Below are 14,999 nucleotides of genomic sequence, written 5' to 3'. Positions count from 1 at the left end.
CTCTAATCTTTCATATCATCTGTGTGATCGGATTCGTCAACAGCTTCTTCCTTATGATCACATTGTGTACATTGAATCATAACCCCGTTCTTGCTTCGCTTCTCAATCATCATAGAGCTGCACGCTGGGCATGGCCGATTAACTGGTTTATCCCAGGAAACGAAATCACAAGTTGGATATTGATCACAGCCGTAAAATACGCGCCCCTTCTTGCTTCTGCGCTCAACAATTTTACCAGCGTGACAAGTTGGGCAAGTAACACCGATATCTTTAATGATCGGCTTCGTATTCCGGCAGTCAGGGAAACCTGAACATGCAAGGAATTTACCGAATCTTCCCATTTTGTAGACAAGATGCTTTCCACATTTCTCGCATATCTCATCCGAAACTTCATCTTGTATCTCAATTTCTTTCATTTCTTCTTCTGCAAACTCTAAACGCTTTTCAAAGGATGTATAGAACGTATCGAGTACTCTGACCCAATCTTCTTTCCCTTCCTCGACAAAGTCCAACTCTTCTTCCATATGAGCAGTGAACTCAATATCTAGAATTTCCGGGAAAAACTCTTGCATTAATTGGATCACGAGCTCGCCTAGCTCCGTCGGTACGAATTTCTTCTCTTCGATCGCTACGTAGCCACGTTTCTGTATGGTTTCTAGTGTAGGTGCGTAAGTACTTGGTCGCCCGATCCCCATCTCCTCAAGAGCACGAACTAAACGTGCTTCTGTATACCTTGGAGGTGGTTGCGTAAAGTGCTGCTTCGGTTCTACACTTTGTTTGGGCAATGAATCGCCTTTGGACAGAGGAGGCAGCAATTTATCTTCTTCTGTCGTTCCGTCATCATTGCTTTCTACGTATACTTTCATGAATCCAGCGAACTTCATTTTGGATCCATTCGCTCTAAATACGGTCTCTCCTGCGTTTAAATCAATCGTCATCGTATCCAAGATCGCGGACGCCATTTGGCTTGCAACAAAGCGATCCCACACGAGCTTGTACAATCGGTACTGATCTTTACTCAAGAACGCTTTCATCTGATCAGGCTCACGAAGTACGGAAGTTGGTCGAATCCCTTCATGCGCATCTTGTGCATTCGCATTCTTCTTCAAATACTGACGAGGCGTCTCAGGGTAAAAAGTTGGGCCATATTTCGTCATAATAAAGTCTTTGGCTTCTTCTTGGGCAATAGGAGAAATCCGCGTAGAATCCGTACGCATATAGGTAATTAATCCGACGGTACCTTCTTTTCCTAAATCGATACCTTCATATAATTGCTGCGCCACAGACATCGTTTTGGAAGCACGGAAATTCAATTTACGCGCTGCTTCTTGTTGCATAGAGCTTGTAATGAAAGGCGGAGAAGGGTTACGTTGACGTTCTTTCTCTTTCACTTCTTTCACAATAAACGCTTCATTACCCATAGCAGCAAGAATCAAATCGACATCTTCTTGTGAGTGCAGTTCTTTCTTCTCACCATTATGACTATGATACTTAGCTTCAAATACAGTTTTGCCTGCATCAAGAACTGCTGTAATCGACCAGTACTCTTCTGGCTCAAATGCTTTGATTTCATTTTCACGGTCTTGAATTAACTTAACCGCTACCGATTGCACACGGCCAGCTGACAGCCCCTTCTTCACTTTTTTCCAAAGCAAAGGACTGATTTTGTAACCAACTAGTCGATCCAAAATCCGACGTGCTTGCTGAGCATTCACCAAATCTTGATTAATCTTGCGAGGCGTTTTAAACGCGTCCTTTACAGCTTCTTTCGTAATCTCATTAAACACAACACGACAAAGCTCATCTGGACCCACGTCGAGATAATGGGCTAAATGCCAAGCAATCGCTTCACCTTCGCGATCCGGATCCGCCGCTAGATATATTTTTTTCACTTTTTTGCTTGCGTCTTTGAGTTCTTTAAGGATAGAACCCTTTCCACGAATCGTTATGTATTTAGGCTCAAAGTTACGATCGACTTCTACGCCAATTTGGCTTTTCGGAAGGTCGCGAATATGACCCATCGATGCTTTTACGATGAACTTACTGCCTAGATATTTGCCGATGGTTTTGGCTTTTGCTGGTGACTCTACAATGACTAACGAATCTGCCATGGTTCGTCCTTCCTCCCCTCTTGGTTTCAAGGTAAGTTTACTTGGCGAGAAGCAAAACTTCGTGATTAGCCTATGCTCGAATGTATGTTGAACCCGGAAGCTGTTTAATCGCCTTTTTCAATAGTAAAGATAACAGAACTCCATGCAAATGTCCAAACGTAAATTGCGTCTCTTCTAATAGAGTGTCAATTGAGACTGGATCATCTGACAGTTTTCGTACAATTTCGACCTCATCTTCAGTGAAAATAAAAGTCGTTTTTTGCTGTAAAGCAACATTTATTTCATCTATATTTACAATGTGTTTATACTCTTCGACAATTTCTTCCACACAAGTTACTAATTTCGCACCATCCTTCAAAAGCTTATGAACACCGCTGCTTTGTCGTGAGTTAATTGGGCCCGGGACCGCGAAAACATCCCTTGAAGCATCTAACGCACATTCAACTGTGATCAATGATCCACTATCTTCTGCTGCCTCCACAACCGTAACACCCAAAGACAATCCGGCGATAATTCGATTCCTCTGTGGAAACATGCCTGGCCTCATCCCTGTTCCTATTGGGTATTCCGAAATAATCACACCTTCCTGCTCAATATTGCGGAATAACAGAGCATTCTCTCGTGGATAAATCGCATTGATCGCACAACCAAGCACAGCCACCGTCTTCGCTTTTCCTTGCAGCGCTCCAATATGTGCCTTACTATCTATTCCTCTTGCTAATCCGCTTACAATCCCAAATCCTGCTCTCGAAAGTGAGGCTGCCCACTCCTCAGCAATTTTCTTCCCATATAGCGTTGGTGTTCGGGTACCCACAATACCAAGCAGGCGACCATGTAAGATCGAAGGATCTCCTTTCACATATAAGACCCATGGTGGCTGAGCAATTTCTTGCAGGATTGACGGATAATCCTCATCGAATCGTGTCATGATCCGTATGGCTTGACTTTTATATTGGTGTATCTTTTGTTCAACAAATGCAGGGGTTAATCGTGTCGCAATGGTTTCTGCTATTGTCCTCCGGATTCCACTCGAGGCGATCTCACTTGCTGTCAGCCCGATTAAAACACTTAATTCAGGGAAACGGCTTAAGAGTTGGTAAATCGTTTTCCACCCTATCCCCTCAAGCTCGTGCAAGCCAATTAAACATTTGCGATTATCCATTAGTATATACACTCCTTCCATGAATGACAAATCTATGCATCTTGCTGAAAACAAAAAAACCTCCCAATTCCCAAATAAGGGAAATGGAAGGTTGCTTACCTTCGTGAAACGAAGCTTATTTTTTTGTGATAACTTTATCAAGCATACCTTTTTCTTCAAGTACGCTAACAAGTGTTGAACCCATTTCGGATGGTGTAGCCGCTACGCGAATACCACATCTTTCCATAGTTGCAACTTTTTCTGCTGCCGTACCTTTACCACCAGAAATGATGGCACCAGCGTGGCCCATACGTTTTCCTGGAGGCGCTGTTTTACCGCCGATGAAGCCAACGACAGGTTTCGTCATGTTTGCCGCAACCCACTCCGCTGCTTCTTCTTCAGCCGTTCCGCCGATTTCACCGATCATGATTACAGCGTACGTATCTGGATCTTCGTTAAAACGTTTAAGGATGTCGATGAACTCGGATCCTTTAACAGGGTCTCCACCGATACCAACTGCGGAGGATTGTCCAATTCCGCGAGTAGTCAACTGGTGAACTGCCTCATAAGTCAATGTTCCAGAACGAGAAACAACACCTACGTGTCCTGGTGTATGAATGTATCCTGGCATGATACCGATCTTGCACTCACCTGGTGTAATAACACCTGGGCAGTTCGGTCCGATAAGAACAGTATTCTTACCTTCTAGGTAACGCTTAACGCGCACCATGTCAAGAACAGGAATACCTTCCGTGATACAGATAACCAATTCAAGCTCAGCTTCAATCGCTTCGATGATGGATTCTGCAGCAAATGCAGGAGGTACATAGATAACAGATGCTGTTGCACCCGTTACTTTTTTCGCTTCAACAACAGTGTTAAAAACTGGCAACTTAACAAGCTCACCATTTTCCAACGTGATATCTACAGTAGTGCCGCCTTTACCAGGAGTTACGCCACCCACCATTTGCGTGCCGTAGTCCAGACCGCCTTTGGTATGAAACAAACCCGTAGCGCCGGTAATCCCTTGAGTAATGACTTTTGTATGTTTATTGACCAAAATACTCATGATCGATTGTTCACATCCCTTATCTATTTTTCAAACCGTTCAGGTTTTTATTTAACAAGTGCAACGATTTTTTGTGCGCCATCCGCCATGGAATCAGCAGCAACAATGTTCAAGCCGGATTCGTTAAGAAGCTTTTTACCAAGCTCCACGTTAGTTCCTTCAAGACGAACTACGAGTGGACGCGAAAGTCCTAGCTCTCTTGCAGCAGCTACAACACCTTCAGCGATAACGTCACAACGCATGATACCACCGAAAATGTTAACGAAAATCCCTTTAACTTGCTCATCAGAAAGGATGATTTTGAAAGCTTCAGTAACTTTCTCTTTCGTAGCACCGCCCCCTACGTCTAGGAAGTTAGCAGGGTCTCCGCCGTAGTGCTTGATAATGTCCATAGTGGCCATAGCAAGTCCTGCACCGTTAACCATACAACCGATGTTTCCATCAAGTGCGATGTAGCTTAGGTCATATTTGGAAGCTTGGATTTCTTTCGCATCTTCTTCTTCAAGGTCACGAAGCTCAACGATGTCTTTGTGACGGAAAAGAGCGTTAGAATCAAAGTTTAATTTCGCATCAAGTGCCATAACGTCGCCAGAGCCAGTTACAACCAATGGGTTGATTTCAGCAATGGAAGCGTCTTTCTCAACGAATGCTTTGTAAAGAGCAAGCATGAACTTAACTGCTTTGTTTACAAGCTCATTCGGGATGTTGATGGCATAAGCAAGTCTACGTGCTTGGAAAGATTGAAGACCGATTGCTGGGTCAACCACTTCTTTGAAAATTTTCTCAGGAGAGTGCTCAGCTACTTCTTCAATTTCCGTACCGCCTTCTTCGGAAGCCATCAAAACGACGCTGCCCGTTGCACGGTCAACAACAACACCTACGTAATATTCTTTCTTAATGTCACAGCCCTCTTCGATCAAAAGGCGTTTAACTTCTTTACCTTCTGGACCTGTTTGGTGAGTGACAAGCACTTTACCTAGAATTTCGCTAGCATATGTACGAACTTCATCGAGGCTTTTGGCTACCTTAACGCCGCCTGCTTTACCGCGACCGCCGGCATGAATTTGTGCCTTAACAACGACAACGGATGTTCCAAGTTCTTTTGCTGCTTCAACAGCCTCATCAACAGTAAATGCAACCTTTCCGTTAGGAACGCTGACTCCGTACTGTCTCAGGACTTCTTTGCCTTGATACTCATGGATATTCATTTCCTAAATCCTCCTATCAGTATGGACTTTCTATACGTGCTATACAGGGAAAAGTGTAATTTCCAATTGACGTTGTGCACGAGAAACTATCTTGCTACCGGAATTAGTATCACACTTCTTCGCAAGCCCTAACCATTGTATCACATTATTTTCGACAGTTTCTTTATTTTTTTCGTGAATCCATTCAAATTTATCTTTCACACTGAAAAAATTTAACTATCACGCCACAAATAATGACAAATAAAAAAACGTATTTCTCATCTTCTGAAAAATACGTCATGCTTCTACTTGATTAATTGTACGATGTTGGTGTTGTATTTACCCGTGGTTCACGCTCTGCTTGTTTAATAAAACGCATTTCATTCGCTGAAAAGTTACAGATTAAGCACTGAATCGTTGGCTCAGGCTCAGGAATGACGCCAGGATCATGGAATTCGGTAATATTCCCGGAAAGTGCATCCTTTAGAAAAGACTGCGAATAGCTCGTGATTACATTAAATTTAATGCGATTTGAACGGCAATTGGGACAAAAATATGGTTTCTCCTGCATATCATCACCTCATCTTCCAGTATGTGCATGTCGCACATTTTTAAAACGTGAAAGTGACTCGACAGTATTTGCGTAATTTTACCAATTGCGATTATAATAAAAGAAATTAATCGGATCAATGAGGAAGCACCTTTTATCCAATTCGAAACTCAGTTCTTGTAACTGTGAATTCCGTGGAGAAGAAGGTGTTTTTTATGTATGGCAAAGTGATGAGTGCTTGTTTACAAGGAATTGAAGGTCGAACGATTGAAGTCGAGGTGGATATTTCGAGCGGCTTACCTCAGATTAACCTAGTTGGACTTCCTGACTCAGCGATTCGTGAGTCCGTAGAACGCGTACGTTCATCGATCAAAAATTGTGGCTTCACCTTCCCTATGGACCGAATTACGGTAAATCTTGCTCCAGCTGACTTGCGCAAGGAAGGCTCGTCTTTCGATCTTGCGATTGCTGTTGGTATTCTCATTACGACAGGCCAAGTGCATGTTGAAGGCTTCACTTCCACCTTATTTCTAGGAGAACTAGCGCTAGATGGTTCTCTTCGTCCAATTCCCGGTGTCCTATCTATGGTCCATGCTGCCAAGAAAACGGGGATTAAGCGAGTTTGTCTATCAACTGCGAACGCGCAAGAAGCCGCTTTAATCGAAGGTGTTGAGGTTTGTGTTATAACGAATCTATCCGATTTCAAGAAATGGAACACACGTTCTTACACAGAATTTATTTATCAAACTGCTGAGAGTGAATCTCTTGTTCTTTTTAACTCTGCCAATAACCACCTTGGTTATGTTGAAGATTATGCTGATGTGAATGGACAACATCAAGTAAAGCGCGCCATGATGATCGCCGCCGCAGGCATGCACAATTTACTTCTCCTGGGTCCTCCAGGAACTGGGAAAACGATGCTTATCAAGCGTCTGCCTACTATACTTCCACCTTTAACAGACCGAGAGGCACTCGAAGTTACGAAGATCTACAGTGCTTCTGGCAAGCTGACCGACCGTTCAACTCTGATGCGTGCAAGATCGTTCCGCGCCCCACACCACTCTATCTCAGCTGCCGGTCTCGTCGGTGGTGGAACTATCCCCAAACCCGGCGAAGTGAGTTTATCTCATCGGGGTATTCTCTTTTTAGATGAGCTGCCAGAATTTACACGAAATGCACTTGAGGTACTCAGGCAGCCCCTTGAAGATCGCTACGTCATGATTGCCAGAGCAAGAGCTGTATACACATTCCCCTCCCATTTTATATTAGCCGCAGCGATGAACCCATGCCCGTGTGGCTATTATGGTGCTGAAACTGAAACGAATGCTTGCATCTGTAGTCCCGCTAAGATCGTTCAATATCGCTCTAAAATTTCAGGTCCGCTTCTCGATCGCATTGATCTCCATGTTGAAGTTCCAAAACCCAGCTATACCCAACTAAAAGATAATGCTTCTAATTTGTCGTCTAGTGAAATGCGAGCTAAGGTCATGCAGGCTCATATGCGACAGCAGGAGCGTTACGCTGAAACGGATATTCAGCATAATAATGAGTTGAGCGGAAGGTTAATGCGGGAAATTTGTCAATTAACTCCTGAGTGCGATCAGCTACTGCGGACTTCATTCGACGCATTAGGGTTAAGCGCACGCGCACATGATCGAATTTTGCGGCTTGCGCTCACGATTTCGGATCTAGACGGTTGCGATCACATTCTCCCCGCTCATCTTGCAGAAGCCATTCAATATCGGAATTTAGATAAAAACCAACGCATCGATGAAATTGTGATCTAAGGTAAGGTGTTTATATAGATACGTTGAATAAGAAAAGCCCTTTGACTTGTCATAAGGCTAAATGACTGTCAAAAGGCTTCTTGTATATGTATGATTTTCGGATCCGTGTTACTTTCTGACATTTCAACTGCAATAACATCGAATTGAATCGATTGCTCATACTTATGAAAGCGATGCATATAAAATTGTGCAATTTCACGAACCTTCGCCTGCTTGCGATAGTCCACCGATTCTTTGGCAGTACCGAATCGGTTAGACGGACGTCTTGTTCGCACTTCAATAAAAATGAGTTTATTCGACTTCTCTGCAATGATATCGATTTCGCCTGAACGACAGCGCCAATTCCTCTCAACAATCTGATACTCTTGCTCTAGGAGATAATTGAACGCCAGTTCCTCACCTTGTTTTCCCAACATTTTGCGATCATCTTTATAAAATTTGTTCATCCATCATGGCCTCGCGAAGGTTTCATACGCTGGTCGGATCGGTAAATAAAACTTAGCACTTCAGCAACTAATTGATAAAGCTCTGGCGGTATTTCTTGATCCAAATCAAGTTTGGATAGCACTTCAACTAACGATTTATCCTCTTGAATTGGAATACCGCTTTCCTTAGCCTTTTGCAAAATCGCTTCAGCCATATGCCCTTTCCCTTTGGCAATGAGGGTTGGGGCTTTCTGTGCCTCTGGTGAATAGCGCAGCGCTACTGCCTTCTTGATCGGTGTAAGCTGTGATTCATCGAGCGCTTTTTTTGGGGGGCTCATGCGCGAACATCAACCCCTTTATACGTCCTAGGGCGATAAAGCTCACTTAAATCTACGCGACCATCCAAAGATCCTATCTTTGTTCCCTCTTCTTTACCCTCTTGAATGTCAAGAGGCTTAGGGTATGGCGAACATTTTAACGAAATAAACTGATAACCCACACTATTCATGGCAGTAGCAATCTCATCTTTGGAAGACTCCATCAAACCAGCTAGTGCCGGATGATCATTGTGAATGTTTAACGAAACAATTTTGTTCACAACTTGAACATCAAGTAACGTGTTGCCCATTACCTTCATCTGAAGATCAAACAAAAGACGACAATTACTAGCATCTACTTCTCCGCGACTTCCTTTGCGGGATTGAATATGAATAGCTGCTGTTTGTTGACCTGTGTTGTCCAGGAAGGGCACGAACATGGTCATTTGCGTAAACATGGCATTCTTGTCATTCGTCAGCATAAGCTGCTGCCCCGTAATTTGACTAACCGCTTGCTGTGCCGCTTCTTTCAGTGGCGCAGGTGTATCGTCAGATGCAGTAAGTTGAAGTAATAGGCTTTTCAGGGTTTCGGTTGCTGGCTTCGCAGAATCCCCTTGCTGATCTGGGCCGTTGCTGCTAAAAAGCGAAAAGGTATTCTCTGTCGCTTGTTGGCGCACAGGCATAGGATTGCCGCGCTCGTCCAGCTTAGCGGCGACATGCGATTCATGCTCAACGCCAACGGCTTTGAGCATCTTGCTGATCCAGTTCGTCTCTGGATCAGCATTGGGCGTCTCTCGAGGCGCACTAACCTGCGCCTCTTTAGGGGCAAGCCCGCCCTCCTGCTTCGCAGGGAGGGCTTCAGGCAAGGGCTTCGGCGAACCCGCTTGCAGCGGTTCGCCCTGCCGTACAGGCTCAGCGCTGCGCGCCTGAGCCATGTGCCCGTCGGCCGCCGGCTTCGCAGAGGCGGCCACTCCTGCCGCGCCAGCTGCTGGCGGCACGGGAGGGGCTTCGCCCGCTGCTGCTGCGGGCGGGGCTGCAATGGCAGCGGCCGCCGTAGGCTCGCTGCCACGCGGCGCAGCCGCGGTCGTGCCACCAGACTGCGGAGCAGCTGGTGCAGCGCTTGTGGCCTGCGGCGGCGCAGCCGCAGGCTCGTCCGCGACGGAGGCTGGCGCAGCCGGCTCCGCAGGTCTTACAGCTGCGGCGGTAGCACGCAGCTCCTTGAGCAGTGACACAACCTGCTTGGCGGTATCCGCCGCAGGGTGTGTCGGGTCTTGCTCAAGCAGCGCGTTCGCCTGCTGCTCGAGCTTCTCTAACACCTGGCCCGCCGGCGGGCCGGTCGTCACTTGCTTTATAGCATCCACTGTCGCAAGTGTAAGCGGCAGCCCCCTCTTCGAGGCTAATACAGCCGCTTGCAGCCACTCTTCTTTATTAACTCCCTGTGGCATCTCTCGCATCACAGACTCAAATGCCTTCACATTTTCCTTTGACACGGGAATGCCTTCTTGCTGTATCTGCTGTACCATTTGACGATTACCAGCCGAATCCTTTATCTCAAAAGCCTTCAAAAGTTCACCAAGCGAGTCATCCGCGATCTGCACGTCGGAAGCAACAAGCGGCTTCAAAATAATTTGACCGCCCTTAGATTCTGGCTGCACCTGCAGCATGGTAACATCCCCCTGCTTCAGAGGGGTTTCCAGCTTTGCACGAACTTGCGTGCCACCTATATTTACTAGCGCTTCTTGATCACTCAGGAGTTGAAGCACTACACCTTTGACAATTTGCCCTACCTTTAATTCGAGTGTCTTCGAATCAGCAGCCGTTAAATCCCCGACTAAGTTGCGAATTAATCCACTAATATTCATACAGCTCACCTCAAATCTGATTACACGTATGTATAATATCGGCGTCTGATGCCGTTTTCGTTACATCTTAAAAATTTATATGAGGTCAAATAAGAGCTGTTCCGTTTGCAAATCATTTTCTTGCACTTCAAGCTGAGCCATAATTTTACGAATAAATAATTTCCTATGTAGCGGCGTAGGCCCGTATCTCAAGAGCATCTCTCGATGGTGTTTGGTCGCATAACCTTTATGTACGGCAATCCCGTATTCTGGATACTGCTCGTCCCATTCCGCACACATACGATCTCTCGTCACTTTGGCGATGATGGAAGCAGCAGCAATAGATTGACTTAACGCATCACCATGAATGATGGCTGATTGGGGAAGTTCTATGTCCACATTTTCAGCATCAACTAGTAAATAATCTGGTAATTGATCTAGTTTCTCTACCGCTTGCTTCATCGCTAATCTTGATGCTTGTTTGATATTTATTGCTTCTATATCTTCCACATTGACAATACCGATACCAACCGATATCGCCTCATTCATTATCTGATCGAACAGCAGCTCGCGCTTCTTCTCCGACAGCTTCTTGGAATCATTTACTCCTTCAAGCACATGTCCCATCGGAAGAATAACCGCAGCAGCCACAACATCTCCAAATAGGCACCCGCGACCAACCTCATCAATACCTGCTATCGCCGTGAAACCTTGCTGCCATATGTCTTTTTCATGTTCTAGCACGTGTTATGCCCCTTTCCTATGCCTTCATTATATAGGATCGTCACTTCATCAAGCCACACCCATTTTTTTCAACTTTATCTCCACAAAAAAAAGAAAAACCCAAGGCTCAGCCCCAGGTTCTTCCTGATTCATCATCATTAAAATGGTCGTTCCAATGAAATACGGCCCATTTTCCCAGCTCTCAGATCACGAATAATAATGAGAGAAGCTTTATCCAAATCGACTTTCCCACCGCTCACAATAGCGCCGCGCTTACGCCCAATCGCTTCCATGACCTTCACCATTTCTTGAATGTTTTCCATATCTTCCGGTAGTTCCTGAACACCAAAGCGTTCCTGAATACCAGCACCATAATGCTGAACCATATATTTAATGGTAAACAAAGCTACGTCATCTAAATGCAGAAGCTCTTCCTTAATTGCCCCAGTTGCAGCCAAACGCATGCCAACCATCTGGTCTTCAAATTTAGGCCACAAAATCCCCGGTGTATCCAGCAGATCCATCTCCGTGCCAACCTTGATCCATTGCTGACCTTTGGTCACACCTGGCTTATCACCAGTCGCAGCAATCTTCTTACCTGCCAACTGATTAATAAGTGTGGACTTACCAACATTCGGGATTCCAACAATGAGCGCCCTAATCGCACGGGGATTAATCCCTTTACGCAGCATCGTCTCAATTTTATGAGCCCAAAGTTGTTTCACTCGAGGCAAAATCTCCTTGACATGCGTTCCGTTCGCAGCGTCAATTGGCAAGGCGGGTAAGCCTTGCTCTGCAAAGTATTTCACCCATTCTGCCGTCACTTGCGGGTCAGCCAGATCATTCTTGTTGAGCAATACGAGACGTGGCTTGCCTTTTAAAATCTCATCAACCATCGGGTTCCGGCTGGAAAGCGGGATTCGGGCATCCAAGAGCTCAATCACGACGTCAATCAGTTTAAGCTTTTCCTCGATCTGTCTGCGAGCCTTGGTCATGTGACCGGGAAACCATTGAATGGTCATTTCTCTTCACCTCAAAAATGTATGAAACTAATTTTCTTCACCGGCCAGAAAATCACTTCTGCACGGCCTACGATTTTATTGTAAGGCACAAAGCCAACACTTTTCGTACGACTATCTTTGGAATTCGGACGATTATCACCCATGGCAAAAATCTCGCCTTCCGGCACTTTCGTTTCCGGGAAATCCAGTAATGTATTGTAAGGATGGCCTTCTTTAACCGCTTGATCAATCGCAGCTTGAATAAAAGGTTGGGCCAATTCTTCACCGTTAATGTACACCTTGTCCCCAACTACCTTCACGGTTTCTCCAGGTAGGGCGATGACACGCTTAATATAATCTTTGCCTTCAGGTGCGTGGAAAACGATGACTTCACCGCGCTTCGGATCACGAATATCGTACACGATTTTATTGACGATCAATCGCTCGCCTGTAAAGAAATTCGGATGCATCGAATCTCCATCAACAATAAATGGGGAGAAGAGAAACCAACGAATAATAATAACAAGTACTCCTGCAATTACTAGCGCTTTAATCCATTCCCACGTTTCACTTTTTGTTTGCACGGTCTTTGCTGGTGTAGCACTGATCGGCTGATTAGGTTGCATTTGATCGTTATTTTCCATCCCTGACGGCCTCTCTTCCAGTTTTGGTATGATCTCTATTATGTCCTATTATGTACAGAAAAAATGAAAAGGAGACTTGACTGAACAAGCCCCCCATTTTACTATCGAATTTCTTTAATTCTTGCTGCTTTACCACGAAGACCACGCAGATAATAAAGTTTCGCACGACGAACTTTACCACGGCGAGCCACTTCAATCTTGTCAATCTTCGGAGAATGGAATGGGAAAGTTCTTTCCACACCCACACCGTAAGAAATTTTACGAACTGTAAACGTTTCGCTGATTCCACCGCCGTGGCGTTTAATAACAACACCTTCGAACAGCTGAATACGCTCACGTGTACCCTCGATAACTTTTACGTGTACTTTAAGTGTGTCTCCTGGACGGAAATTAGGAATATCCGTACGGAGTTGCTCTTTCGTAATCTCTTGAATAAGATTCATAGTTGACTCCCTCCTTCCACACAGGTGTTCATTCCGCTAATAGTTAGTAATATCTAAGTTGTTATGCGTAGAGGACCACCAGACTCGAACTGTTGAAAAAATCACAACAGAATATATAATATCATAGTCCCAAGATTAATTCAATAGAGAAGATTCTGAGGACTTAATTATTTTGTTCTTGTTGTTGCTTTTTCCATTCAGCCACCCATAGTTTTTCCTCTTTGGACAATATTCTGCCCTCAAGCAGATCTGGCCGGCGCTCTAAGGTACGGATGAGTGACTCTTTGTTCCGCCATTTTTTCACATTGGCATGGTGACCAGACAGAAGCATCTCAGGAACTTCCCAATCTCTGAACTTGGCAGGACGTGTATAATGAGGATACTCCAGAAGCCCCGTTGAGAAAGAATCCGTCACAGCGGACATCTCATTCCCAAGTACCCCAGGTAGTAGTCTCACTACGCTGTCTATAATGACCATAGCGGGTATTTCACCGCCGGTTAGTACATAATCACCTACAGATAGCTCGTCCGTCACCAGGTACTGCCTAATCCGTTCATCATAACCCTCATAGTGACCGCAAATAAACACAAGATGCTCTTCTCCAGCCAACTCTTCCGCTTTCTTCTGGGTGAAAGTCTCCCCCTGAGGGCATAACAGGATGACCCGCGGCTTTACAGCTACTCCTTCAGCTGTTTGATGCGTTGGCAAATCTTCGACGGCACCAAAAATCGGTTCTGGCTTCAGCACCATGCCCCCGCCGCCGCCATAAGGGTAATCGTCAACGGTATTATGCTTGTTCGTGGAATAATCCCGAAAATTAACCGTGCTCAGGGAAACGATTCCTTTATCACGCGCTTTCCCTAAAATACTGGAGGAGAATACACCCTCAAACATTTCTGGGAATAAGGTTAAGACATCAACTCTCATTCCAATAACCCTTCCATCAAATGAATCCGAATTGTTTTGTTCGGAATATCCACTTTTAGAATGACATCATCAATCACGGGAAGTAATAGCTGCTTACCTTTTGGTAAAGAAACCACCCAGACATCATTAGCTCCTGGCGTTAGTATTTCAGAGATCAGTCCTAGCTCTTGCTCATCTTCTGTGACGACTTTACAGCCGATAATTTCGTGATAATAATACTCGCCCTCTTCTAGCGGCATTTGATCCTTAGCCTCAATCTTGAGCAGGGAGCCTTTATATTTCTCAACATCATTAATATTCGAGAATTGACTGAACAAGACAATAAATACGTTTTTATGTAAGCGGGACGTTTTCACTGTCACCGGCGTTTGCTTATTTTGAGAGTCTACAATGATTAATGAATTTCCCACATCGAACCGTTCTGGAAAATCTGTTTCTGGCACGATTTTTAGCTCTCCACGAATCCCGTGGCTATTTACGACTTTTCCAACCGTCACTAATTTCTCCGTCATATGCGCTTGCCCAACCTCCACATTAAATTACCTTCTTTTCATATGCGAAAAAAGGCTAGGAATTGAATCCTAACCTCATTTCTTATGAAACGATTTCAACGGCTACCCGCTTCGTTTCTTTCACAGCTGCCGACGTGACAACCGTACGGAGCGATTTCGCAATCTTGCCTTGCTTGCCAATCACTTTACCGACATCGTCGGGATGAACAGAAAGCCTGTACTCGATCTTGTCCTCTTTCTCCACCACAGCGACACGTACCTCTTCCGGATGATCGACAAGAGCCTTAGCAATAACGGTGATAAGATCCTTCATGAACCCA

The 14,999-nt window shown here is 45.0% G+C and carries 16 protein-coding genes; 1 reads left to right on the top strand and 15 read right to left on the bottom strand.

From position 1 onward, the window contains the following. Window positions 1-2: 2 nt before the first annotated feature. From topA to GC096_RS31105, 5 genes are all read right to left on the bottom strand, one after another. On the bottom strand, window positions 3-2,111 hold the full coding sequence (topA, locus tag GC096_RS31125) for a type I DNA topoisomerase (RefSeq protein WP_171635785.1): 2,109 nt from the start codon (window positions 2,109-2,111) through the stop codon (window positions 3-5). A 70-nt stretch (window positions 2,112-2,181) separates the two neighbouring features. Further along, a complete protein-coding gene (gene dprA, locus GC096_RS31120; RefSeq protein WP_171635783.1) occupies window positions 2,182-3,273 on the bottom strand; it encodes a DNA-processing protein DprA in 1,092 nt (363 codons plus the stop codon). Window positions 3,274-3,388: 115 nt separating this feature from the next. Continuing rightward, window positions 3,389-4,321 carry a succinate--CoA ligase subunit alpha gene (gene sucD, locus GC096_RS31115; RefSeq protein WP_057315715.1) on the bottom strand — a complete coding sequence of 311 codons (933 nt, stop codon included), beginning with the start codon at window positions 4,319-4,321 and terminating at the stop codon, window positions 3,389-3,391. 47 nt (window positions 4,322-4,368) lie between these two features. Continuing rightward, window positions 4,369-5,529 (bottom strand): ADP-forming succinate--CoA ligase subunit beta, encoded by a 1,161-nt coding sequence (sucC, locus tag GC096_RS31110; protein ID WP_056624886.1) that lies wholly within the window; start codon window positions 5,527-5,529, stop codon window positions 4,369-4,371. Window positions 5,530-5,821: 292 nt separating this feature from the next. Next, on the bottom strand, window positions 5,822-6,079 hold the full coding sequence (locus GC096_RS31105; protein WP_171635775.1) for a hypothetical protein: 258 nt from the start codon (window positions 6,077-6,079) through the stop codon (window positions 5,822-5,824). Window positions 6,080-6,273: 194 nt separating this feature from the next. Here GC096_RS31105 and GC096_RS31100 point away from each other — a divergent pair, with 194 nt between their 5' ends. Then, window positions 6,274-7,845, top strand: a complete 1,572-nt coding sequence (locus tag GC096_RS31100) for a YifB family Mg chelatase-like AAA ATPase (protein WP_171635773.1) — start codon at window positions 6,274-6,276, stop codon at window positions 7,843-7,845. Window positions 7,846-7,913: 68 nt separating this feature from the next. On the opposite strand, the gene GC096_RS31095 is transcribed toward GC096_RS31100, so the two are convergent. The 10 genes from GC096_RS31095 to GC096_RS31050 form a co-directional block, all read right to left on the bottom strand. Continuing rightward, window positions 7,914-8,291 carry a YraN family protein gene (locus GC096_RS31095; protein WP_171635772.1) on the bottom strand — a complete coding sequence of 126 codons (378 nt, stop codon included), beginning with the start codon at window positions 8,289-8,291 and terminating at the stop codon, window positions 7,914-7,916. Beyond that, window positions 8,288-8,608 (bottom strand): EscU/YscU/HrcU family type III secretion system export apparatus switch protein, encoded by a 321-nt coding sequence (locus tag GC096_RS31090; RefSeq protein WP_171635770.1) that lies wholly within the window; start codon window positions 8,606-8,608, stop codon window positions 8,288-8,290. The genes GC096_RS31095 and GC096_RS31090 overlap by 4 nt, the downstream gene beginning before the upstream one ends. Next, window positions 8,605-10,449, bottom strand: a complete 1,845-nt coding sequence (locus GC096_RS31085; RefSeq protein WP_171635768.1) for a TP0910 N-terminal domain-containing protein — start codon at window positions 10,447-10,449, stop codon at window positions 8,605-8,607. Before GC096_RS31085 ends, GC096_RS31090 begins: the two co-directional genes overlap by 4 nt. A gap of 75 nt (window positions 10,450-10,524) precedes the next feature. Then, window positions 10,525-11,172: a ribonuclease HII gene (rnhB, locus tag GC096_RS31080; RefSeq protein WP_171635766.1), complete on the bottom strand. Its 648-nt coding sequence runs from the start codon at window positions 11,170-11,172 to the stop codon at window positions 10,525-10,527. Between the two features lie 137 nt (window positions 11,173-11,309). After that, window positions 11,310-12,173: a ribosome biogenesis GTPase YlqF gene (gene ylqF / locus GC096_RS31075; protein ID WP_171635764.1), complete on the bottom strand. Its 864-nt coding sequence runs from the start codon at window positions 12,171-12,173 to the stop codon at window positions 11,310-11,312. Window positions 12,174-12,184: 11 nt separating this feature from the next. Beyond that, window positions 12,185-12,796: a signal peptidase I gene (gene lepB, locus GC096_RS31070; RefSeq protein ID WP_376769536.1), complete on the bottom strand. Its 612-nt coding sequence runs from the start codon at window positions 12,794-12,796 to the stop codon at window positions 12,185-12,187. Between the two features lie 101 nt (window positions 12,797-12,897). Continuing rightward, window positions 12,898-13,239: a 50S ribosomal protein L19 gene (gene rplS, locus GC096_RS31065; protein ID WP_028558249.1), complete on the bottom strand. Its 342-nt coding sequence runs from the start codon at window positions 13,237-13,239 to the stop codon at window positions 12,898-12,900. Between the two features lie 163 nt (window positions 13,240-13,402). Continuing rightward, window positions 13,403-14,167, bottom strand: coding sequence for a tRNA (guanosine(37)-N1)-methyltransferase TrmD (gene trmD / locus GC096_RS31060; protein ID WP_171635762.1), 765 nt, complete (start codon window positions 14,165-14,167; stop codon window positions 13,403-13,405). Beyond that, window positions 14,164-14,679, bottom strand: a complete 516-nt coding sequence (gene rimM / locus GC096_RS31055) for a ribosome maturation factor RimM (protein ID WP_171635761.1) — start codon at window positions 14,677-14,679, stop codon at window positions 14,164-14,166. Before rimM ends, trmD begins: the two co-directional genes overlap by 4 nt. Before the next feature lie 82 nt (window positions 14,680-14,761). Then, window positions 14,762-14,992, bottom strand: coding sequence for a KH domain-containing protein (locus tag GC096_RS31050; RefSeq protein WP_028558246.1), 231 nt, complete (start codon window positions 14,990-14,992; stop codon window positions 14,762-14,764). Between the last annotated feature and the right edge of the window lie 7 nt (window positions 14,993-14,999).

The organism is Paenibacillus plantarum, assembly GCF_013141695.1.
Taxonomy (GTDB): Bacteria; Bacillota; Bacilli; order Paenibacillales; family NBRC-103111; genus Paenibacillus_E; species Paenibacillus_E plantarum.
The sequence above is the reverse complement of the archived record's forward strand: the minus strand, read 5'-3'. Positions and strand labels throughout refer to the sequence as shown.